Here is a 23,340-nt window from a genome sequence, read left to right as displayed (position 1 = left end):
GAGTTGTTTTGTAATAAAAAACTTTTTACTTTCGATAAACTATTTATTATTCAATTATGGAAATTAAACTATCGACTAAATTCGTAGCCGAGCTCGTCGGTACTTTCGGATTAGTACTTTTCGGGTGCGGCGCCGCCGCTGTGGCAGGTGTAGACACGTTGGCCGGTCTTTCGGGCTTGGGACTGTTGGGGATTTCTTTGGCCTTCGGCTTAGCTGTGGTCGTTTTTGCTTACGCCATTGGTGGTATAAGCGGTTGCCACATCAATCCGGCCATTACTATTGCCATGCTGGTTAACGGCAAAATTTCTGCAAAAGACGCAATCGCTTATATCGTAGCGCAATTAATCGGAGCCTTGGTAGGGGTACTTTTGCTACGATTGGTGCTCGGTGGTCAAATCGAAGGGTTTACCCCGGGAGAGTGGGCTTATGGTGCCAACGGCTGGGGCAAAGGTTACCAAAGTGAATACGGCACCGCTGCAGCGTTTCTTGCTGAAGCGGTGTTGACGTTTCTCTTTTTGTTTGTGATTTTCGGTACCACTTCCAAGTGGGGAAATAGTACCATGGCCGGATTGGCCATAGGTTTCACATTGGTACTTATTCATCTCGTGGCGATTCCCATCACCGGCACATCCGTTAATCCCGCCCGTAGCTTTGGCCCCGCTGTTTTCGCCGGAGGCGCAGCCCTGAGCCAGCTATGGTTGTTCGTCTTAGCGCCCATTACCGGCGCTGTGGTGGCTGCGGTCGTTTGGCGGTTGTTGGAAAGGCGAGTTTAATGACGGAAAAGCATTATTCACGAGGTTCATTTCCTTCCGCTAATTGCGTATTTGGCACCTAAGCTAAGCCACCTTCCGGGCATTGGGATAGCGGCGGCTTCAATGTAGGTGACATTAAAAATGTTTTGTGCATCCAGGTACAGGGCCACGGGCTTGAAGCCGTAAGCGATGCGCATGTCGCCGACAAAATAGCTTTTATAGCTGATGCGCTCGTTAAAGCGGGCCGTTGTCGTAGCTGAAAACGCCCCGATAGAAAATTGGAGATTGGCAACCAGTTGGTGTCGAAGGCTTTCGATAACATATTTGGAAAGGAACCCGGCGTCCTGGCTATCTTCGAAATGGGGAGATAGCCAGGTATACGAAAGACCAGCCATCAGTCCTATGCTGCTTTGTGTGGGAAATAGGCGATAGCTGCCGGAAAAGGTAATGCCCTGCGTACGATTCCGCTGGAAGTTGTGGGGCTGCCATGGTTCGTCTGGTAATAGGCGTACCCAGTCAATAAAGTCGTTCATGTTTCGGAAAAAGTAACGGGCTTGTGCCATCACACCGCCGGCTACATATTTGATGCCGCCCTCCGCGTGCCAAGCGCGTTCGGAAACCAGTGACGGGTTGCCGATATTGCCGGGGCGTTGGTCGAGGTACAAATCGGTAAACGAAGGAATGCGCTGGCCAGTCCCCGTGTGGGCGACTAATTTCCATCGCTCACTTAGCTGGTAGCCCAAGTCGACGCCGGGAAACACCTGCCAACCGTAGTCTGAATTGTAATTGAGATATGCGCCGGCATTGAGTAACAGTTTATTGATTACCTCAGTTTTGAACTCCGCGTATAGGCCATAGTTGGTCCGGTTGTGGTCGCCAATATTGGTGCTTCGGATGATTTCATTGCGCATTTCCAGCCCGATGCCGACATCGCCTGCGGTGGTCTGTAATGAGCCGTTGAGTTCTGAATTGATTGCGTGGCCATGATGTTGGCTCCGCGCCCGGGTGAGGTCATAGCGGAAGTAACGGTAATCGTCATACGCATAACGGTAGCTGACGCGCGGCGACAATGAAAACCGGCTGGATAACTGGCTGCGGTATCCGATAGCAGCCAGGACCGTCTGGACGATTTCCTGGGATTCGGTGTCGCCGGGTGCCGCGTAGAAGCCATTGGCTCCGAAATCATTGGATACATATCCGCCCATCAGGGAAAAAGCGTTGGTTGTGCCTGTGGGGATTTCGCCCTGATAAAATACTTTGTTGTTTCGGAATCCCGTATTGTATCGATATCCATTGCCTGATTCATGGCTACCATACAGGGAATGGGTACCAAACCGGCCTGTGTGGGTGCCGCTGAGTTGTATGCCGCGCCCGTTGAAAAGGGCATCGTTATTGGCGGTGTCTTTTTTGAATCCGCTCCCGCTATAGGCATGGGCAGTGATTTCTGATTGTTGGGGCTTGCGGGTCACGATGTTGATGGCGCCGGTGAGGCTGTTGATACCGTAGATACGTGCCGTGGGGCCCCGGATGATCTCGATGCGTTCGATGGCATCGGTGGGAATAGGCAGGTTAAGGCTATTGTGCCCCGTTTGAGCGTCGAATGCCTTGATGCCATTGACCAAGATAAGGGTTTGCTCAAAGGTTCCTCCATCGATGCTGACGTCGGCTTGTACGCCGAATGGGCCCCGTTGCCTTAAATCGACACCAGCTACATAGCTTAGCAGTTCATTGACCGACCGCACGGGTAAGGCTTCGATTTGCTTCCGGTCGATGATTTGGATATTTCGGTTTTGTTTGGCGAAAGGCAACTGGAGTCGGTTTTCCGTGATGACAACCTCATTCAACGATATCGCGCTGGTATCCTGCGATGAAGGACGGAGGTGGTTGGTTTGTCCCCGGGTTGGTTTGGTCGTCAGCCAAAAAAGAGCGAGCGCAATCATGGTAATACGTGTTATCGGTAATATTTGCTTCATACTGATTCGTTTTTTTGCAAAAGTCGTATCTTGCGGGCATATCAAGATGTGCCAGTTTTTATTTTATGGGTAGTCCGGTTTTAGTTCCATATCGTAGTTTTATCCAAATTGATCGCCTATCGGCCACACCTGTATACCTTCAAGTGGCCAATCAGCTGATCAGCGCCATTCAACGTGGTTATTTGACGGATGGGCATAAACTGCCCGGAAGTCGGCAAATGGGTGAATTGCTGGGCGTGCATCGCAATACGGTGGCAGCAAGCTATGCCGAACTGGATGCCCAGGGGTGGATAGCCATCCATCCCAGCAAGGGCTCGTTCGTCAGCAATAGCGGGGCGGAAAAAAAACGGCGATTGCGGGCAATGGGCGTGGTCGCTTACCCTCAGCAGGCTGGTTTCCATTTTAGAAAATGGAGTGTCTTGGACAACCCCTTTGACTATTCGTCTGCAAAATATACGCTCGACGACGGGCTTCCGGACCCCAGGTTGTCTCATGTGGATTACCTGACACGGTTGCTGCGTACCAACATGAAGCGAAAGGGCAATCGGCCCAAGTTGGGCTATAACAACATGATGGGCGTCGCATATTACAAGGAGAACCTGGCGAATTTCCTCAACCTGACGCGAGGGCTGCATATCTCAAAAGAGCACATCCTCGTGACACGTAGCTTGGAGCTAAGTGTTTATATTGTGGCGGAGACACTGATAACTCCGGGCGATCGTGTAGTGGTTGGTGAACTTAGCTACTTTGCGACCAACATGATCTTGCAGAAGGCTGGAGCAGCCATCATGACGGTGCCGGTTGACGCGGAGGGACTTGATGTTGCTGCCATCCGGACGCTTTGCGAGCGGCAGCCTTTCCGCATGCTGTATATTACGCCTCACCATCATTATCCGACTACGGTGGCATTCAGTGCGCAGCGCAGGGCAGAGCTGTTGGCATTATCCGCCCAATATGGATTCGTCATTGTGGAGGATGACTACGATTATGACTTTCATTACGACGATTGCCCCCAGCTCCCCATGGCTAGCACAGACACGGAAGGAATGGTCGTTTACGTCGGGACTTTTGGTAAGCCGATGGCGCCTGGTTTCCGTTCCGGATTTATTGTCGCCCCGCCGGAACTGATTAACGAAATGGGAAAGCTTTTAGGGGTCATGGACCGCCACGGCGACGCGCTGACCGAATTAGCCCTTGGAGAGATGATTGCTGATGGTGAAATTCATCGTTACTTGAAAAAAACAACCTTGGAATACAAAGCTCGCCGGAATATGTTGGCGTCATTGTTGAATGAGCATTTGGCGTCATTTGTCGATTTTAACGTGCCAAGCGGGGGACTGGCCATCTGGACACGATGGCCTAAAGAATTGAACTTAATGCGCTTAAGGGATCTTTGTGCGCAACATGAGGTTCACTTGCCTCGGTACCTGTTGTATCAATCCAACATGCATTGTGGTATTCGCTTGGGGTTTGGCAGTCTTCCGCAACCCGCATTGACGGAGGTGGTGGCGTTGATGGGGCAAGCAGCCCGGACAATGTAGGCACTGTTATTTAGCTAATGCCACTCCTTCCTGCCAAGGATTTCCTGCCCGTCTGCGGGCATGGGTAAGGTGTCCGTGGCGGCGTCATTTCCGAAGGTGAGTTTTTGCAGGTTTGGCTGCCCGGCATCTATCCACGCGGAGTACCAAAAGTTGCCGATGCTCAGGATAGCTCCACGCATCCTCCGCTCGACCATCCCTGCTAACGCCTCGTGGTATGCCAATGAATATTCATCGGAATACGAACGTGTGAGTACCCGGTTGCGTTCAACATATCCATATTTGCGGTCAGCGGGGTATGCCTCATTCAGCTCGGCTTCGATGCCCAGCACATCATCCACTAATGCATAGCTTTCTTTTACAATATGCCATGCTTCTTCCAGGGGTGAATTTACGTAGCGGGCGCGGCCAACCATAAAGTCATAGCTGCCCGAAAAGAGCTCCGGCAGGCGGCTTTCCCAAAAGGCATGGATGCCCACTTGGTTGGTCTGCTGTCCGTTGTAATTGCTCGTGGTATGTAACGGCACATGGGCGTCCGCGACATAATGACCAATGTCAGCTGAATGCCGTAATATCCGCTGCAGGTCTCCGGAAGAAAGCGCATCGACGAGATTTAGGTAGCTCCGGTTGATTTGCCAGGGAAGAATGCCTGACGCGAGCAACCTGCGTTCGGTGAACTTACCGATAGCGGCTGACCAATGGATAGGGATGGTGTCGAATGGCTGCTGGCCATAACGGTCGGCGTCAATGAAGTGACGGGGCGATTCCGCGGTGTCTACATAACATCGTTTATCAGCGTCGATAGCATGCTCGGTGATGTAGTCTACATGATGTTTGTAGAATCCGGCCACGGCAGCCGGCAAGGTAAATACGGCCATCTGATTGATGAGCTTATGGGCATGGAAGCCCCAGGAGGAAAGCATCACCCACAATAGGATGCATAACGGCAGTAGGCAGATTCGGTTCATCGACGAAAGATAGCGGATATAAGGCAGAATCACAAATCTTTCATGGGTTTTTAACGCTGGGGTAATATTAAATTCGGTAATTAGCATAAGAATTTTCAACACGGCAGCTATGAAAAAGTTAATAAATTGGATGGTAGGTTTGAAAAGCCGTATTTTTTTTCGTTTTTTGGCCTCAGCGTTTAGGCATTGAAGAGTCGGAAGCCCGGAAGTGGGGAGCCTGATGCTTCATGTTTATGGTGTCACGTCTGATGTCTATCGTCTTACTATGAAAATCCTCTATGCAGTGCAAGGTACGGGCAACGGTCATCTAAGCCGTGCTATGGATGTGGTACCCTGTTTGCAGCAGCGTGCTACGGTTGATGTACTGGTCAGTGGTATCCAGGCAGATTTGGTCTTGCCGTTTCCTGTAAAATACCGTATGCACGGGCTCAGTTTTATCTTTGGCAAAAAAGGTGGGGTAGATTTGTGGAAAACGTTTATGAGTTCCACCGTGCGCAGGCTTATCCAGGAAGTCAACACATTACCCGTTGACCAGTATGACTTAATCATCAATGATTTTGAGCCGATATCTGCTTGGGCGTGCAACATCCGCGATAAGGCATGCATCGGACTCAGCCACCAGGCTGCGGCAATGGATGTCCAGGCGCCTAAACCCAAGGATCAGGACATGGTAGGCAAATTTATTATGAAGAACTATGCGCCTGCGACGTTCAACTATGGCTTCCACTTTAAGCGGTACAGCGCGAGGATATTTACGCCTGTGATTCGCCAGCAGGTGCGCCGGTTGGATGTGACGGACAAAGGGCATTACACGGTATATCTTCCGGCATATGACGATGCGCGACTGCTCAAACATCTGATGCGTTTTCCCGATGTTCAGTGGGAGGTGTTTTCGAAGCACAACAAGATTCCGTTCGAGATGCGCAATGTGCGTGTGCAACCGATAGCCAATGAGGCCTTTATCCAAAGTATGGCCAGCTCGGCGGGCGTGCTATGTGGGGCAGGGTTTGAAACGCCTGCGGAAGCGATGTTCCTGCAAAAGAAATTGCTGGTCATCCCGATGAAAAACCAGTATGAACAGCACCTTAATGCGGCGGCACTTGAAGAGATGGGAATCCCGGTGATTAAGAGCCTGAAGCCTAAAAATGACGCTGCTATTGAAGCATGGTTGACCAGTAGACACACGGTTGCGGTAGATTACCCGGATTGTACACAAGCCATCATCGACAACCTCTTGGACGCGCACGTCCGCAAAGCATTGGCATAGCTACATGGTAAGATCGGATTTTGGACATGACTTTCAATGGGGGGTCTCCAGTGCGGCCTTCCAGACGGAAGGGGTGTGTGATGCGGATGGCAAGGGCCCATCGATATGGGATACGTTTGCCGGTAAAAAAGGTAAAATCAAGTATAATCATCGCGCACATACCGCGTGTGATTTCTATAACCGGTACCAAACGGATATCGCTTTGATCAAAGAAATGCATATTCCCAACTTCCGGTTTTCGCTATCGTGGCCCCGCATCTTGCCGGAAGGAACCGGTCGGTTCAATGCACAGGGCATGGATTTTTACGAACGTTTGGTCGATCATTGTTTGGCGCAGGGTATCACACCCTGGATCACGCTCTACCATTGGGATCTTCCACAAGCGCTGCAAGACAAGGGTGGATGGACGAACCGCGATGTGCTTGGTTGGCTGGAAGCGTATGCCGAGCGTGTCGTAAGGCGCTTGGGCGATCGCGTACGGCATTGGATGGTACTCAATGAACCTGCAGTATTTACAGGCGCAGGTTACTTCTTCGGGGTGCATGCGCCCGGTCTTACCGGATTGCGCAATTTCTTCCCGGCAGCTCACCATGCCGCGCTGGCGATGGGCCATATCGGCCGGCTGCTACGTGCTGAAACAAAAAATGCGCGAATTGGAAGCACATTCAGCTGCTCGAGTATTCACGCGGCGAGTTCCAGAAGGCGCGATGTGGATGCCGCGAAACGGGCCGATGCATTGATCAACCGGCTTTTCATTGAGCCTATATTGGGGATGGGCTACCCTACGGCCGATTTGAAAGCGCTGGCAGGCATTGAGCGGTACATGATGGCCGGAGATGAAACACAGCTACCGTTTGATTTCGATTTTATCGGCATTCAAAATTACACCCGGGAAGTGATACGCCATTCGTATTTTGTACCCTACTTGCAAGCACGTCTTGTTCCTGCAAAAAAACGGCACGTGCCGCTCGTCACCGAGATGGGATGGGAAGTATATCCTGAGGCGATCTATGAGATGATTAAGCAATTCAATGCGTACCCCAATATACCCGATATTTACATAACGGAGAACGGGGCGGCGTTTGCCGATGTCGTGGAGGGGGGAGCAGTGCACGATCGGTTACGTATCCAGTATTTGAAAGATCATCTTGCACAGGTGCTTCGTGCCAAACGCGAAGGACTGAATATCCACGGGTATTTTATTTGGACGCTCACAGACAATTTCGAATGGGCGGAAGGCTATCATCCACGGTTTGGCTTGGTACATGTTGATTTCGAAACACAACAGCGGACGATGAAAGACTCCGGGAAGTGGTATGGAAGTTTCTTGGCGAATAGTATCTTTGCTGAATGAGAAATCGTGGGCATCGGTTTTTTGGATAGCAGCCGAAAGCTGATTTGTCACTACAATGACATTTCGGGTTGATGGCCCTGAAAATAAATCATGTTTTCTCCAATGTGGCATGATTTTGTACAACCTTTTTCCAGTTTTGGTTAGTTCTTTTGCTTTTATTTTTTTGTAATCAGTGGCGGAATTTTTAGCATTTTTGAATAATCTCAGCAATCCCGATTGGATTGTTGCACATGGTGGTCTTTATTTATTGTTATTTATTGTTTTTGCCGAAACCGGCATTCTTATCGGGTTTTTCCTGCCGGGCGATCCAATCTTGTTTATTGCAGGAATCATTATTGCCAACCTGACGCTTGGCCCGGTAGACTCCGTGCTTACGTTGTTGTATTGGATTGCCTTGATTGCTTCCGCAGGCATTTTGGGCAATTTTGTAGGTTATTGGTGCGGCAAGTATTTCGGGCATCGTTTGCTGAAGATGAAAGATAACTGGCTTTTTAAGAAGGAATACATCTTCCGGGCACAGGACTTTTATCATAAACGGGGCGGTGTAGCGATCATCCTCGCACGTTTTCTTCCTGTGGTGCGGACATTTGCCCCCATCGTGGCGGGCATCGTGGAGATGGATTTCAGGAAGTTTGCTTTTTATAACGTTGCGGGGGGAATCCTCTGGGTGGGCAGCCTCGTCACGTTGGGGTACCTGCTAGGCGAAAATGAATGGGTACAGCATAATCTCGAGTATGTGATTATCGGTATTGTGGTTGCTGCGACGGCACCTGTGGTCATAAAAATGATTGCCGGAAAGAAGAAGACACCGGCTTATGCCGAGGCCGAGATGCTTGAAGAAGAGGAATGCTGACCCGACCCGCCGTTCCCAAATGCGGATGCTTAGCTTCCGGGTGTTGGGATAAGTAAGTTGATACGTAAAAATGCATGGTGGAGTGAAAGGAATGTTTAGCTTTGCGCAAAACTTCATTATGTACTTATGGACACTGAAGAATCTGTCGTTACCAAACAACACGTATCTGCCACCATTTATCCCGTACTGTTTGCCTTAAGCTTCTCGCATCTGCTTAATGATACCATCCAATCCCTTATTCCGGCGATTTATCCCATCGTTAAAGATTCGTTCCAGCTGAGTTTTTCGCAGATTGGCGTGATTACGCTGGTATTTCAGCTTTCATCTTCATTACTGCAACCGCTGGTGGGCATCATTACCGATAGTAAGCCTTATCCATATGCCTTGCCGGTAGGGATGGGATTTAGCCTTACAGGGCTGGTCATGATGGCCCTGGCGCCGAGTTACTACTGGATCTTGGTATCCGTTGCTTTCGTGGGAGCCGGTTCGTCTGTCTTTCATCCTGAGGCTTCGCGTATGGCTTATGTCGCGTCAGGTGGCCGGCGGGGCTTCGCACAGTCGTTGTTTCAGGTAGGGGGCAATGCCGGAAGTGCCATCGGCCCGCTGCTGGCAGCGATGCTTATCGCGCCCTTTGGGCGATTTAATGTCATTTGGTTTTCATTTGCCGCGCTTACAGCTATTGTCATCCTCTATCGGGTAGGGAAATGGTATAAACCGAAATCTATCCGTAACTACATCCTAAGGCGAAATAAAGTCAAGGCAGTCGTCCAACAGTCATTGCCACGTAAGACCGTGATAGTGTCTATTGCGGTGTTGCTGGTACTTATCTTCTCCAAATATTTTTATTTTGCGAGCCTTACCAGCTATTACACCTTTTACCTGATGGATAAGTTTGGTGTATCCGTGCAGCAATCACAGTTTTATCTATTTGTCTTTCTGTTTGCCGTGGCTGCCGGAACGATGATTGGTGGCCCCGTGGGCGACCGTATTGGCCGGAAGTACGTTATCTGGCTGTCTATCTTGGGTGCGTCACCGTTCACGTTGGCATTGCCATACGCTAACCTGTTTTGGACAATCATTTTATCCTTCGTAATCGGTGTGATCATCGCCTCCGCGTTTTCGGCAATACTGGTTTATGCGCAGGAATTATTGCCGGGCAATGTAGGGTTGGTGTCCGGATTGTTCTTTGGATTTGCCTTTGGCATGGGCGGAATCGGGTCCGCGGTGCTTGGTAAACTTGCGGATAGCCAAGGCATTGATTTTGTATACCACATCTGCTCATTTCTGCCGTTGATCGGCATTGTCGCTGCATTGTTGCCGGACCTGGCGAAGCGATCGCATTGATGCCGATCGGATGAATAGGCTATCAATAATTAAAGAAAAAACACCCGCAACGATGAAATAAGTGTGTATATTTGACACGCTGAGTAGGCACTATCACTAATTATCCAATATGAATTATTTACGTATCACCGCGGTGTGTTGTTTGATGTATGCTGGACTTGCAAATGCGCAGCAAACCGGCGTCAATAGTGGGGCCGCCTTAAAAAACCGCAAAGACTCTGTTGCCTATGCTTTTGGCGCTTCTATTGCGCGCGACCTGAAGCGCACAGGACTTGAGGAAATCAACGCCACGGCACTTGGCCAGGCCATTGCCGATATATTTGCTGGAAAAGCATCCGTTTTTGAGGAAGAGCAAGAACGCGAACTGATTATGGACGCGATAACCGCTGCCCGGGAGAAGCTCGATGCACGATTGAAGGATGAAGCGAATGCATTTATGGAAAACAACAAGGCAAAGCCGGGTGTTGTTACCACAGCCTCCGGCCTTCAATACGAAATTATCCGGGAGGGCGCAGGTGAGAAACCTGCACTGGCGGATACCGTCACGGTGCATTACCAAGGACAACTGAGTGACGGTAAGGTCTTTGACAGTTCGTATGAACGGGGCGAACCCGCGACGTTCCCGCTTGATCGTGTCATCGAAGGATGGCAGGAGGGCTTGCAACTGGTACCAGTCGGCGCTCACTATCGGATTTTTATTCCTTATGAGCTGGGATATGGTGAGCGCGGAGCTGGGCAGGATATTCCACCTTTTAGCCCATTGATTTTTGATGTGGAGCTTATTTCCGTGCAGAAGGCCAACGAGGATGCTCCGATCACGATCGGGCCGGCTGATGAAATGAAATGAATCAATTAGGTAAATCGGATTTATATGTGAGCCCGCTCAGCTTTGGCTGTATGTCTTTGGGTGAAAACGCAACAACTTACAAAGATATGTTGCGTAAAGCGGTTGATGCGGGAATCAACTATTTCGATACCGCTGATCTATATCAAAAAGGATTAAATGAATTGTACGTGGGGGAAGCCCTTCGGCCGATTCGCAAAGATATCCTCATTGCCACCAAGGTGGGCAACCAGTGGCGTAGCGACGGGAGCGGTTGGGATTGGAATCCGCATAAAGCGTATATCCTGAAAAGTGTTGAGCAAAGTCTCAAGCGGCTTAAAACGGACTATATCGACTTGTACCAACTGCATGGAGGTACCATCGACGACCCCATTGATGAGACCATAGAAGCCTTTGAATTGTTGAAGCAGCAGGGGAAAATACGTTGGTATGGCCTCTCATCTATCCGGCCAAACGTGATTAGGGAATATGTCAGGCGGTCAAATATGGTCAGTGTGATGATGCAGTATAGCTTGTTGGATCACCGGCCGGAGGAAGAACTGCTGGATTTGCTAAATAATCATGGCATTAGCGTCATCTGTCGCGGAGCCGTTGCTCAGGGGCTGCTTGTAGGCAAAGCCGCTGACAGTTATTTGCAGTATACGGATGGGGAAGTCGCAAAGGCAGCGAAAGCGGTAGCCAAACTAGCGGCTGAGACGGACCTGGACCCACTGGATATCGCACTGGGCTATGTATGGGGCCATCCGGCTGTCGCTACTGTCGTCTTGGGGATGCGGACGGCAGCGCAATTGGATGAAGCCGTCCGCACGCTGCGTCGTGCGGTGCCATTGTCCGGGCTTCAACGGGAACAGTTGCGCCATGCTGTACGTTCGTTCCACTATGAAGGGCACCGTTGACGGCGGGGGAAGGATTTAGCCTGGCTGAACGTCGGCGTACCCTGCTTGCGGCTGGCTGTTCACTTATCGACTACTTGACACAATATTATAAACACTAATTCAATAGCAATGAAAAAGCACCTAAGATTCGCTATCCTCACAGGATGCATAACGTTAGTAATGGGCGTGACCGCTTTATATGCACAGCAGCCGGAAAAGAAACTGGGCTGGTACTTATCTGCGCAAACGTATACCTTCAACCGGTTTACTTTTTTTGAGGCTGTCGACAAGACATTAGGCGCAGGAATGAATTCGGTGGAAGCGTTCAATGGGCAAGAGATTGGCGGCGGAATTGACGGGAAAATGGATTATAAAATGGATGCTGAAAAGCGTAAGGCGATTCTTAACGCACTGAAAAAGAAAAAGGTAAAGCTATGTGCGTTTGGCGTAGTGAATGGTACGACGGAAGAAGAATGGAAACAGCTGTTCGAATTTGCGAAGGCAATGGGTATCAAGGTCATTAATACTGAGCCAAATGTGGAGTTCTTGCCTTTAATAGGCGAGCTGGCCAATCGGTATAAGATTAAAGTGGGTATACATAACCATCCGAAGCCTACCAAGTACTGGGATCCGGCTATCGTGCTGGAAGCAATTGCGAAAGCCAATAGTAAGTATGTGGGCGCTTGTGCTGATATCGGTCATTGGGTTCGGTCGGGCTTGGATCCGGTAGAAAGCTTAAAACAATATGAAGGTCATCTGGTGAGCTTGCATTTCAAAGACTTGGCAGAAAAGGCACCAAAGACCCATGACGTGCATTGGGGGACGGGTGTGTGTAACGTGGAAGGCGTAATTGCCGAATTAAAACGCCAAGGCTTTAACGGCAACATTTCAGCAGAGTACGAACATAACTGGGAAGATAATGCAGGTGACGTGGCCCAAAGTGTTGCAAACTTCAGAAAGTTGTTGGCTGAGAAATAGGCTTTAGGCTATGGGCGGTAGGCTTTGGGGTACCGCCCATAGCCTACTGCTTCATCGCTTTTAGCCGATCCAAGTCTTCGGGGGTATCCACGGCGATGGTTTCTACCTTGGTTTCTGCCGTTTGGATGTGATAGCCGTTTTCAAGCCACCGGAGCTGTTCCAACGCCTCTGCCTGTTCAAGGGAAGAAACCGGGAGTTTGGTCAATTCTGCCAAGATGGCTGACCTGTAGCCGTAAATGCCAATATGTTTATAATAAGGATGCAAATGAAGCCAGTCCTGGGAGGGGGCATTCCGCTGAAAAGGGATTGTTTGTCTGCTGAAATAAATGGCTTGCCCCGTACGGTTGACCACCACTTTGGGAATTCCTGTATTGAATAACTCTTCGGCAGTTGAAATTCGTTTTATCAACGTTGCGATTTGAACATGCTTATTGTCAAAACAGCTGACCAATAAATCAATCTGTGCAGGATCGATGTACGGCTCATCACCCTGGATATTAATGGCGACATCAAAACCGCTGTAAACGGTAAGCACCTCCGCACACCGGTCTGTACCGCTCTGGTGAGTGCCTGCGGTCATCAATACGTTCCCGCCGAAGGTGCGCACATGGGCAAGGATGCGCTCGTCATCGGTGGCGACGACCACTTGATCAAGCGACTGACTTTGTATGGCCTGCTCATATACCCGCTGTATCATACTTTTGCCCGCAATATCGATAAGAGGCTTGCCCGGAAAACGGCTTGACGCATAACGCGCAGGGATAATGCCTATGGTTTTGATGTGAGACACGTTTAAAACAATCCAAACAATTCTGTTTCAATTTTCTGAAGGACAAAGCCCATATCTTCGGGATTATTAGCAAAATCGAGTTTGTCTTTATCCAATACGAGTAGCTTTCCGTCCTTATAATTCTTTATCCATTTTTCATACTTCGCATTGAGCTTAGAAAGGTAATCCAACCGGATGTTTGCTTCGTATTCCCGCCCCCTTGTCTGGATATTCTCGACCAATGTCGGTACGGAAGCCCGCAGGTAGATAAGCAGATCGGGTGGTTTGATGTAGGAGATGATGCTTTCGAAGATATTACTATAGTTTTCGAAATCGCGGGCACTCATCAACCCCATATCATACAGGTTTTCGGCAAAGATATAAGCGTCTTCGTAAATGGTGCGGTCTTGGATGATGTTTATTTCTTTTTGTTGTAGCTGCACAATGTGCCTAAACCTGCTGTTGAGGAAATAGATTTGCAGGTTGAACGCCCAGCGTTTCATGTCGCTGTAAAAATCCTCCAGGTAAGGATTGTCATCCACAGCTTCAAACTGCGGTTCCCATTTGAGGTGATTGGCCAGCAGTTTGGTAAGTGTTGTTTTTCCCGCTCCGATATTTCCTACGATGGCGATATGCATACTATAACGTTCTAATGCCGATAATTTCGCGTACGTCCGCGATGGTTTTGCGAGCACTTTCCCGTGCTTTTTCATTTCCAAGGCGAATCATCTTGCTAATATACTCGTTATCGTTGGAAATTTCATGGATACGTTCACGAACAGTTGCCGTGGCGATAATCATGTCCTCCGCCAATTGCTTTTTCAGATCGCCGTAACGTATTTCACACCGGTTGTATTGTTCGTCGAAATGCATCACCGTGTCAGGCGAGGATACCGCTTCGAGCAGCGTAAAGAGATTTTGTATGGCTTCCGGCTTTTGCTGGTTGGGCTCCGTGGGGCCACTGTCGGTCACGGCACGCATCACTTTCTTCCGGATCGTTTCAGGGGTGTCCGACAGGTAAACCGCGTTGGCCTCGCCTTCTGATTTCCCCATTTTTCCTTTGCCATCCAGTCCGGGAATCTTGATGAGCTGCTTGCTAAATGAAAATGCGTGCGGTTCCGTGAAATACGCTGTGTTGTACATGCGGTTGAACCGATTGGCAAACGTTCTGGTCATTTCCAGATGCTGCTCCTGGTCTTTACCTACCGGCACCTTGGTAGCCCGGTGCAATAGAATATCGGCCGCCATTAATACCGGATAGGTGAGCAAGCCGGCATTGACATTGTTGGGATTAGCTCTTACCTTATCCTTAAATGATGCCGCACGTTCCAGCTCGCCAAGATAGGCATTCATGTTGAGGTAGAGGTATAATTCAGCCACTTCGGGCACTTCGGATTGAACGTAGATGGTTGCCACCTCGGGGTCAATGCCGGCCGCGAGGTATTCTACCACCACCTGGCGTACGTTGGCCTGTAGATCGTCGGGTGTAGGGTGGGTGGTCAGTGAATGGAGATCAGCGATGAAGAAAAAGCAGTTGTGCTCATGCTGCATCTGTACAAAATTTCTCACTGCCCCGTAGTAATTTCCTAAATGTAGTTTTCCGGTACTGCGGATACCGCTCACAACTGTTTCCATATTGACCGCGAAAATAAGGAATTCTCCGCTATTATCCTTATTTTTGTGACCGCAAGGACTAATCAGCGGTCGACTATGGAAACACTCGTTAAACCAACATATAAGAAGCCCGGACCAGACGATTTCTTTAAAAAACTTCAAAAGGAAGTACAGGAGAAGGTGTTGAGCGATAAGCGCATACAGCGGCGTAATGTGGCAAAAACCTATTTCCTGCTTTTTCTTTATTTTGCCTGCTATACCTGCATATTGCTTTTTGGAAACTATACCCCGTTGTTGTTTTTGTGTTATATTTTGTTGGGCTTTTCAATGATTATGCTCTTCATTAATGCGTTTCATGATGCCGCCCATGGAGCGGTATTCAAAAAACGCAAACACAACCGGCAATTTATGTATGTGCTGGAACTGTTCGGCAGTAACAGTTGGCTCTGGGGCAAGCGCCATAACCTGCTGCACCATCCGTATCCCAATATCCAGCATTGGGATACCGATATCAAGCAAAGCGACATGGTACGCATTTTTCCTGATACGCCCCATTTGAAGCAGCACAATTACCAGCATATCTATATGTTTCTGCTTTACCCGCTGTATACCCTCAACTGGTTGTTCATTCGTGATTTCAAGGATTTTTTCGGTACGAAGGACAATTACGTCAAGCGAGTTGTGAAAATACCTAAAGTGGAATATTATCGGCTGTTTGCGGCGAAGCTCGGTAACCTGTTTTACCTGCTGGCTATTCCAATGCTGGTGCTGAACCAGCCCTGGTATGTGATTGTCCTGGGCTGGTTATGTATGCACATTTTTGGTAGTATGCTGGGGGTTATAGCACTCATATCTACCCATGTAGATGAGACCGCCATCTTCCCGCTGCCTCCGGCGGATGGCAAAATGGGGGTGACGTGGGCCGAACACCAGATGATGGTGACCAAAGATTTCAGTGCCGATAGTCCGGTAGCCAATTTCCTTTTTGGGGGATTTACGCATCACGTAGCGCATCATTTGTTTCCGCATGTGGCGCATACTTACTATCCTTATATCACACCCATCATCAAGCGGTATGCAAAGGAATACAACTTACCCTACACCTGTTATCCGGCGATGAAAGCGGTGCGCTCACACTTCGTGTTGTTGAAAAAACAGGGATCGGGAGAGAGTTTGTTCCAACATGGCGAATTATAGGTTTTTGGCTTCTTCCCAGTAAACATCCATTTCGGCAAGCGTCATCTCCTTAAGGCTCTTGCCCTGTTCGTGTGCGCGGGCCTCCAAATGAGTGAATCGCTTAATAAACTTCTTATTTGTGCGCTCCAGGGCGTTTTCGGGGTTGATACCAATGAACCGGGCGTAATTGACCAGAGAAAAGAGCAGATCGCCAAATTCTGCTTCTGCTCGTTCGGCATCTATGGCTTCCGCGTTCGTGACGTCAAACTCGTTTTTGAATTCAGCCAGTTCTTCCTCTACCTTCTGCCATACTTGGTGCTTTTCTTCCCAATCAAACCCGACGCCTCGCACTTTGTCCTGGATACGGTACGCTTTTACCAACGCGGGTAATGAACGAGGTACCCCAGCAAGTACGGACGTATTGCCTTCTTTGAGTTTAATCTGTTCCCAATTGCGTTTTACATCCTCCTCATTGGCTACATCCATGTCGCCATAGATGTGGGGGTGGCGGCTAATTAGTTTTTCGCAGACGCTGTTAAGCACATCCACGATGTCAAAGGCGGCTTGTTCTTCTGCGATGCGCGCGTAGAATACCAAATGCATCATGAGGTCGCCAAGTTCTTTTTTTACTTCGGGTAAATCGTTGTCCAGAATCGCATCCCCCAACTCATACATTTCCTCGATGCTTAGATGGCGGAGCGATTCCATCGTCTGTTTCCTGTCCCATGGGCACGCTGTGCGTAGCGTATGCAGTACGGTCAGCAAGCGCTCGAAGGCTGTTGCGGGTGTTTCCTGGGGAGGGGGTGGGGTATGCGGCATGTTGTCTTGTTTTTACCAACAAAGGTAATAAAATTGCATCGGACGCTTATACACCCACCGCATTTGGGTTGCCGTGAATCTGCAATTGTTGCATCAATTCATCGAGCTGCAAGAGGGTGCGCCGTAATTCTGTTTCTTGCGGCAAATCGCCACTGCGGGCGTCGATTTCCATTTTGCGTAGCAGGAAGGCTATTTTTTCGGCTCCGATTTGCGCTGTCCGTCCCGCGATGCGATGCAACAGCAATTCTACATTTTCCAGGTCGTGTGCGCGGTAATACTCGTTTAAGGCGGCAATATCCGAGGTGGTATCACGGGTATAAAGCGCGATGATGTTGTGGGTTTGCACCTCGTCGTCCGGCGAAAAGCGTTGAATTGAGGTTATTTCGCCATTGGCACCGTTGGGCTGTATGGGCTGGGAAACGCCCAATAGGTGAAGTAGATCGGCCTCCTTGAACGGCTTAAGCAATAGGCCGTCAAATCCTTGTGCGAGGATTTGTTCCTGCTCTTCCGGCAGCACTTGGGCGGTGCAAGCGTAGATGTTTACGCCTGTTGTGGTGATTTTGCGGCGCAATTTTCGATTGAGTTGGGTACCATCCATTTCCGGCATCCGGATATCCATCAACACGGTCTTAACCTGGGGATCCCATTCCGCCGCCAATACGTCGCGCGGGGATAAGAAACAACGATAGGGAATGTGGTATTTGTCAAGAATATTTTGGCATAAACCAAGAATCAGCCTGTCGTCGTCAATAATCCATACGCCGCCGTCGACCTGTTTCCGGGCGGTATGCGCCTCAGACACTGGTTTTTCAGGTGCCGTGACGGCGGCTGTTTTTAGCGGGAGGTTGACTTTAAAGACCGATCCGAATCCCTTCTTGCTTTCCACCCGGATATCGCCGCCCATGCTCTCGCATATGGCTTTTACAATGCTCAATCCCAGCCCACTGCCGAAATGGACACCCGAGTTGGCATTTTCTGACTGTTCAAAGTCATTGAATATGCGGTCAAGATCTTCCGGAGGTATGCCTTTACCGGTATCCTTTACCACCATGTTGAATTCGGTCTTTTCGTTATATACAGCCGTACTGACGTTGAGCGTCACCTTGCCACGTTCAGTAAATTTAATGGCATTGCTGAGCAAGTTGAATAAAATCTGTTTGATGCGGAAGGCGTCGCCCGTTACTTGCCCCGAACCCAAAATGCGGGTGTTGAACTCCAGGACCAGTCCTTTGGCTTGAGCCTGTGTTTTCATGACAGACACCACACTGTTCACCAAGCCTTCCACGGCAAAAGGCTTTTCATTAAGCACGATTTTACCGGATGTGATGCGGCTATAGTCCAGAATTTCATTGACGATTTGCAAGAGATGCTCCGAAGACTGGTAGATAGCGTCAATCTTAACGTCATCGGCTTGCCGTCCATCCTTGAGCTGCTCGGCATAACCGATGATGGATTGAAGAGGGGTACGCAGTTCGTGGCTCATATTGGCCAGGAAACGTTGTTTTGCCGCGGCGTGATATTCAGCTTCTTCCTTTGCCGCCTCCAGCGCCACACGGTAGGCGTTATTTCGGCGGATATCACCTAAAATTAAATACACCATGATGGCGGTGATGACGAAAAATGCAAGAATAATAGCACTGATACGCCATACACTGTCACTCACCACGGCGCGGGCCTGCTGGTTATCTACCTCCATCTGCTGCATGGCTTCGTTTTCTACCGAATGGAGGATGCTGAGCATGTTGCTGATAAGCGTATTACTGGCGATGGTCAGGTCCTTTTCCCTGCTGACAAATTGCTCGCGCTGTTGCTGTTGCAACATTTGGAAGCGCTGCACCGCACTGTCAATACGGGCCAATGTGCTATCATGTTGTACCGCCCTGATGGTGTCAATGATGGTTTCCAGTTCCTCCTCAACCATCCGGCGTTCCTCGACTACCGGCAATGGTGGCTGCTCCTGGCGTTTGCGGCCGAAAAGCCGGCCAAGGAAGCCGCGGTCGTCATTGTCCATGGGGACGGATATCGCACTGGTATCTCCCGCGATGGTTGTCGTGCGGCGTTTCCGTTCGGTGGTTACAATGGTGCTGTCCGGGCTTGGCTCGTAGATAACGTCGCTTAATGATTGCAGCTGTTCCAGAAATTCGCGACTGTCAACAACCTTTTCACGGACACTCACATAGGCATTGAATAACCTGTCGCGTTGCCGGAGAAGGGTTTTTATGGAGTCTATCCGCGACTGCTGGACATCGCTGCCCGCATACAATTGTTTCAGTGAATCCAAGGAGGAAACGATTGCGGCAGATTCTTTGGAAAAGCTTTTGTAAGAGGTGTTGCCGCCAAACGCCTGGGCACGCTGCATTTGATCGAGGCGCATGATATCCCGCGATATAGCGCTGACCATTTCCAGTTTCGGATCGGGCGTCGTAATGTTTTCGACGGTATCCATCATCTCCGTAAAAGCCACGCGACTGATCACCCACGCCAAGGTCAGCGCAACCGCGCAGGTGACGAACACAAAGATCACCTTGCGCCGTACGCTTCCTGTGGACTGTATGTCTTGTGTCGGCATGGGCTATCCCTCCTTATTCGTAACTTCATGTAAAGTTACCAAAAATTATGCTAAATATATTATGACAGCCGGTGATAGTCATAGGTGGTTCATGATCATCCGGCGCCCGCCGCCGTTCATTGTCCGCGAATCACTGATTTAAGAACACAAACTTGTTGTCAAACATATCCAACTTGATGTTGCTCTCTTTGTCTATCTTTCCTGCGAGAATCTCCTTGGAAAGCTCGTTGAGGATGTGTTTCTGGATGACGCGTTTGAGCGGACGGGCGCCATATTGCGGGTCGTAGCCCAGTTGTGCCATCCAGTCAAGCGCTTCCTCGCTTGCTGTAAGATTGATGCCTATCTCGGCCAGTTGTTGCTGTACCTTGCTGAACTGGATTTGTACGATTTTGCTCAGCTCATCCCGGCTAAGTGGTGTAAACATGATGACCTCGTCGATGCGGTTGAGAAACTCCGGCCGGATGGTTTTCTGGAGCAACTCAAAGACTTCATGCTGTGTTTTCGCCATGATTTCCTCTTTATTGCTTTCATCCAACTGGCTGAAGTTTTCCTGGATAAGATGCGAGCCGATGTTGGAGGTCATGATGATGATGGTATTTTTGAAGTTGACTACCCGCCCTTTGTTGTCGGTGAGGTGTCCATCATCCAGTACCTGCAACAGGATGTTGAAAACGTCAGGATGGGCTTTTTCAATCTCGTCCAGCAATACAACGGCATAGGGCCTGCGGCGTATGGCTTCCGTTAGTTGTCCACCTTCGTCGTAGCCTACGTATCCCGGAGGCGCTCCAATAAGACGCGACACCGAGTGGCGTTCTTGGTACTCGCTCATGTCAATGCGTACCATCGACTGCTCATCATTGAAGAGAAACTCAGCCAACGCTTTTGCCAGTTCGGTTTTACCGACGCCGGTGGTGCCGAGGAAAATGAAGGAGCCTATAGGGCGGCGTTTGTCGCTGAGCCCGGCACGGGAACGGCGGATAGCATCGGAAATCGCTTCAATAGCCTCGTCCTGGCCTGCTACCCGTTTGTGTAATTCTTCTTCAAGATGTAGCAATTTTTCACGTTCGCTTTGTACCATCTTCGTTACGGGAATGCCAGTCCACCTGGACACTACGCCGGCAATGTCTTCGGCGGTCACTTCCTCTTTTAGCATCCGGCTGTCGCTTTGTTTTTCGGCGAGCTCTTTTTTCAGCGCATCGACTTTGTCTTGGGACTCTTTGATACGTCCGTAGCGGATTTCTGCGACTTTGCCATAGTCGCCTGCCCTTTCGGCCTGATCTGCTTCAATCTTGTAGTTTTCTATCTGCTCGAGCTCGTGGTTGACGCTGTCGACGAGCGTTTTTTCGCTTTGCCACGCTGCGCGGAGGGAATCCCGTTCTGCACTCAGGTTGGCTATCTCTTCGCTCAGTTCGTCGACCTTTTTTGTGTCCTTCTCCCGTTTGATGGCTTCCCGTTCAATTTCCAGCTGCATGATGCGACGTTCGATCTCATCCACCGCTTCGGGCACCGAATCCATTTCGAGGCGTAGTTTTGAAGCTGCTTCATCCATGAGATCGATGGCCTTGTCGGGCAGGAAGCGGTCGGCGATGTAACGCTGTGATAGTTCCACGGCCGCGATGATGGCCTCGTCAAGGATACGCACCTTATGGTGGGTCTCATAACGTTCTTTGAGTCCACGGAGGATAGAAACCGCATCTTGGGTATCCGGCTCTTCCACCATTACTTTTTGAAAACGCCGTTCCAATGCTTTGTCCTTCTCAAAGTATTTTTGATATTCATTGAGGGTAGTGGCTCCGATGGCACGTAGTTCACCACGGGCTAGGGCCGGCTTCAGAATGTTTGCGGCATCCATCGCTCCCTCGCCGCCGCCTGCTCCAACAAGCGTGTGGATCTCGTCAATGAAAAGAATTATCTCCCCATCACTTTGGGTTACCTCCTTGACAACAGCTTTGAGCCGTTCCTCAAACTCTCCCTTATATTTGGCTCCCGCGATGAGTGCGCCCATATCTAATGAGAAGACCGTTTTGGTCTTTAAGTTTTCAGGGACGTCGCCTTTGATAATCCGGTGTGCGATGCCCTCGGCAATGGCTGTCTTGCCCACACCGGGCTCACCCACCAGAATAGGGTTGTTTTTCGTCCGTCGTGAGAGTATCTGGATTACCCTCCGGATTTCCTCATCACGACCGATGACCGGATCCAGTTTGCCCGATTCTGCAAACTCATTAAGGTTGCGGGCATATTTATTTAAGGCGTTGTATGTGGCTTCTGCGTTTTGATCGGTTACCCGTGCATTGCCCCGTAGGTCGCCTATGGCTCTTTTCAAATCTTTCTCCGTCACGCCTTGATCTTTGAGCAGTGCGGCCGTCTTATCACCCGCGTTTAGTATTCCAAGCAACAGGTGTTCAATGGATACGAATTCATCCTTGAACTCTTTCAGATACGTCTGCGCCTTTTGCAGCGCGGTATTAGCCGACGAAGCAAGGTAGATATTGCTGCCGCTGACCTTTGGAAACGTGGCAATTTGTCTGTCGAGCTCATCTTCCACATGCTTGACGTTGACATTGAGCTTTTTAAGCAAATGGTTTACGACATTCTCGTCTACCAGCAACAGCGCTTTGAGCAAGTGTGCCGTCTCAATAGCTTGTTGCTGATTGCCGGCAGCAATTTCAGAAGCTTTTTGAATGGTCTCTTGCGCCTTGATGGTATAGTTGTTGAAATTCATCATCTTAATTTTTATGGATGTCTAAACAAAACAAGTACCACGGGAGATTTGATTTCGGAATCGGAAATTTTGTCGTATTTAGTTTAGGTATTGCTGAATAATTGACTGTATTTTAGAAGATTATACTGAAAAAATTGCAGGTTGTAATAGCAGGCATCGCTGCTAAAAATTTGGTTTGAGTAGGTACTTGTCATAGAACCGGAAGATGTGCTCCGCGGCTTCTTCGGCGGTATCCACAAGCCGGTAGAGGTTGAGGTCTTCCGGACTGATATTGCCTTCTTCAAGCATCGTATTTTTTATCCAATCGAAAAGGCCACTGTAATACGCTTTGCCGACCAAGACGATGGGGAAACGTGCGACTTTACCGGTTTGGATTAGCGTAATGGCCTCAAATAGTTCATCCATCGTGCCGAACCCCCCGGGGAGCACGATAAAGCCTTGGGAATATTTCATGAACATGACTTTGCGGACAAAGAAATAATTGAATTGTAAGAGTTTGTCACGGTCGATGTATGCATTGTGGAATTGTTCAAAGGGTAATTCAATGTTAATTCCAACCGATTTTCCCCCTGCTTCATACGCCCCCTTGTTGGCGGCCTCCATAATTCCGGGTCCGCCTCCGGAAACAACGCCATAGCCCCGTTCGGTCAGCAATCGCGCTATGTCTTCGGCCAATTTGTAGTATTTGTGATCTTGCGGTGTCCGTGCTGAGCCAAACAGCGATACGCAGGGGCCTATTTTGGCCAGCTTTTCGAATCCATCCACAAACTCGGCCATGATCTTGAAGATTTGCCAGGAGTCTTTTACTTTGATTTCTTGCCAGGTTTTGTTTTCGAATGCCCTTATGATTTTGTCTTCTCTCGTCCTTGCCATAAGATAGTGTCTTTGAGTTTCGCTAAAATACTAATTTTTGATGTGTTCGTAA

19 protein-coding genes are annotated in these 23,340 nt (G+C 49.4%); 10 read left to right on the top strand and 9 right to left on the bottom strand.

Annotation, left to right across the window (positions count from 1 at the left end; all coding sequences use genetic code 11):
* Positions 1 to 56: 56 nt before the first annotated feature.
* Positions 57 to 773 carry an MIP family channel protein gene (locus tag JHJ32_RS17460; RefSeq protein WP_079715992.1) on the top strand — a complete coding sequence of 239 codons (717 nt, stop codon included), beginning with the start codon at positions 57 to 59 and terminating at the stop codon, positions 771 to 773.
* 26 nt (positions 774 to 799) lie between these two features.
* Here JHJ32_RS17460 and JHJ32_RS17455 read toward each other — a convergent pair whose 3' ends face one another.
* Positions 800 to 2,725: a TonB-dependent siderophore receptor gene (locus JHJ32_RS17455; protein ID WP_233632729.1), complete on the bottom strand. Its 1,926-nt coding sequence runs from the start codon at positions 2,723 to 2,725 to the stop codon at positions 800 to 802.
* 65 nt (positions 2,726 to 2,790) lie between these two features.
* On the opposite strand from JHJ32_RS17455, the gene JHJ32_RS17450 reads away from it, so the two are divergent.
* Complete coding sequence (locus tag JHJ32_RS17450) at positions 2,791 to 4,266, top strand: PLP-dependent aminotransferase family protein (protein ID WP_200121828.1); 1,476 nt, start codon at positions 2,791 to 2,793, stop codon at positions 4,264 to 4,266.
* Between the two features lie 14 nt (positions 4,267 to 4,280).
* Here the strand turns inward: JHJ32_RS17450 and JHJ32_RS17445 are convergent, their stop codons facing one another.
* Entirely contained in the window at positions 4,281 to 5,231 is a 951-nt protein-coding gene (locus JHJ32_RS17445) for a zinc dependent phospholipase C family protein (RefSeq protein WP_200121826.1), read from the bottom strand.
* Positions 5,232 to 5,496: 265 nt separating this feature from the next.
* Between JHJ32_RS17445 and JHJ32_RS17440 the strand changes: the two genes are divergently transcribed.
* The 7 genes from JHJ32_RS17440 to JHJ32_RS17410 all read left to right on the top strand — a co-directional run bounded on the left by JHJ32_RS17440 (position 5,497) and on the right by JHJ32_RS17410 (position 12,746).
* Positions 5,497 to 6,498: a glycosyltransferase family protein gene (locus JHJ32_RS17440; protein WP_079715522.1), complete on the top strand. Its 1,002-nt coding sequence runs from the start codon at positions 5,497 to 5,499 to the stop codon at positions 6,496 to 6,498.
* Between the two features lie 4 nt (positions 6,499 to 6,502).
* Positions 6,503 to 7,852 (top strand): GH1 family beta-glucosidase, encoded by a 1,350-nt coding sequence (locus tag JHJ32_RS17435; RefSeq protein WP_079715523.1) that lies wholly within the window; start codon positions 6,503 to 6,505, stop codon positions 7,850 to 7,852.
* Positions 7,853 to 8,045: 193 nt separating this feature from the next.
* A complete protein-coding gene (locus JHJ32_RS17430; RefSeq protein WP_233632728.1) occupies positions 8,046 to 8,705 on the top strand; it encodes a DedA family protein in 660 nt (219 codons plus the stop codon).
* Between the two features lie 126 nt (positions 8,706 to 8,831).
* Positions 8,832 to 10,049, top strand: a complete 1,218-nt coding sequence (locus JHJ32_RS17425; protein WP_200121823.1) for an MFS transporter — start codon at positions 8,832 to 8,834, stop codon at positions 10,047 to 10,049.
* 109 nt (positions 10,050 to 10,158) lie between these two features.
* Positions 10,159 to 10,896, top strand: a complete 738-nt coding sequence (locus tag JHJ32_RS17420) for an FKBP-type peptidyl-prolyl cis-trans isomerase (protein ID WP_233632727.1) — start codon at positions 10,159 to 10,161, stop codon at positions 10,894 to 10,896.
* Positions 10,893 to 11,789 (top strand): aldo/keto reductase, encoded by an 897-nt coding sequence (locus JHJ32_RS17415; protein ID WP_200121821.1) that lies wholly within the window; start codon positions 10,893 to 10,895, stop codon positions 11,787 to 11,789. Before JHJ32_RS17420 ends, JHJ32_RS17415 begins: the two co-directional genes overlap by 4 nt.
* Positions 11,790 to 11,897: 108 nt before the next feature.
* The gene (locus JHJ32_RS17410) at positions 11,898 to 12,746 is read left to right on the top strand and encodes a sugar phosphate isomerase/epimerase (protein WP_233632725.1); all 849 of its coding nucleotides are present in this window, start codon (positions 11,898 to 11,900) and stop codon (positions 12,744 to 12,746) included.
* 43 nt (positions 12,747 to 12,789) lie between these two features.
* On the opposite strand, the gene kdsB is transcribed toward JHJ32_RS17410, so the two are convergent.
* From kdsB to trpS, 3 genes are read right to left on the bottom strand one after another with little or no spacing between them, the layout of a single operon-like run.
* On the bottom strand, positions 12,790 to 13,527 hold the full coding sequence (kdsB, locus tag JHJ32_RS17405) for a 3-deoxy-manno-octulosonate cytidylyltransferase (RefSeq protein WP_079715995.1): 738 nt from the start codon (positions 13,525 to 13,527) through the stop codon (positions 12,790 to 12,792).
* 11 nt (positions 13,528 to 13,538) lie between these two features.
* A complete protein-coding gene (locus JHJ32_RS17400) occupies positions 13,539 to 14,153 on the bottom strand; it encodes a deoxynucleoside kinase (protein WP_079715529.1) in 615 nt (204 codons plus the stop codon).
* 1 nt (position 14,154) lies between these two features.
* Entirely contained in the window at positions 14,155 to 15,150 is a 996-nt protein-coding gene (gene trpS / locus JHJ32_RS17395) for a tryptophan--tRNA ligase (protein WP_079715530.1), read from the bottom strand.
* Positions 15,151 to 15,225: 75 nt separating this feature from the next.
* Here trpS and JHJ32_RS17390 point away from each other — a divergent pair, with 75 nt between their 5' ends.
* Entirely contained in the window at positions 15,226 to 16,326 is a 1,101-nt protein-coding gene (locus JHJ32_RS17390) for a fatty acid desaturase (protein ID WP_079715531.1), read from the top strand.
* Here the strand turns inward: JHJ32_RS17390 and mazG are convergent.
* From mazG to JHJ32_RS17370, 4 genes are all read right to left on the bottom strand, one after another.
* On the bottom strand, positions 16,321 to 17,124 hold the full coding sequence (gene mazG, locus JHJ32_RS17385) for a nucleoside triphosphate pyrophosphohydrolase (RefSeq protein WP_079715532.1): 804 nt from the start codon (positions 17,122 to 17,124) through the stop codon (positions 16,321 to 16,323). The genes JHJ32_RS17390 and mazG overlap by 6 nt on opposite strands.
* Before the next feature lie 46 nt (positions 17,125 to 17,170).
* The gene (locus JHJ32_RS17380; protein WP_200121819.1) at positions 17,171 to 19,693 is read right to left on the bottom strand and encodes an ATP-binding protein; all 2,523 of its coding nucleotides are present in this window, start codon (positions 19,691 to 19,693) and stop codon (positions 17,171 to 17,173) included.
* A 130-nt stretch (positions 19,694 to 19,823) separates the two neighbouring features.
* Positions 19,824 to 22,415, bottom strand: coding sequence for an ATP-dependent chaperone ClpB (gene clpB / locus JHJ32_RS17375; RefSeq protein WP_079715534.1), 2,592 nt, complete (start codon positions 22,413 to 22,415; stop codon positions 19,824 to 19,826).
* Positions 22,416 to 22,577: 162 nt separating this feature from the next.
* On the bottom strand, positions 22,578 to 23,288 hold the full coding sequence (locus JHJ32_RS17370; RefSeq protein WP_079715535.1) for a TIGR00730 family Rossman fold protein: 711 nt from the start codon (positions 23,286 to 23,288) through the stop codon (positions 22,578 to 22,580).
* Positions 23,289 to 23,340: the final 52 nt, after the last annotated feature.

Source organism: Parapedobacter sp. ISTM3 (genome assembly GCF_016533505.1).
Classification (GTDB): Bacteria; Bacteroidota; Bacteroidia; order Sphingobacteriales; family Sphingobacteriaceae; genus Parapedobacter; species Parapedobacter luteus.
Note: the sequence above shows the minus strand (reverse complement) of the source record. Positions and strands in the feature narration are given on the sequence as shown.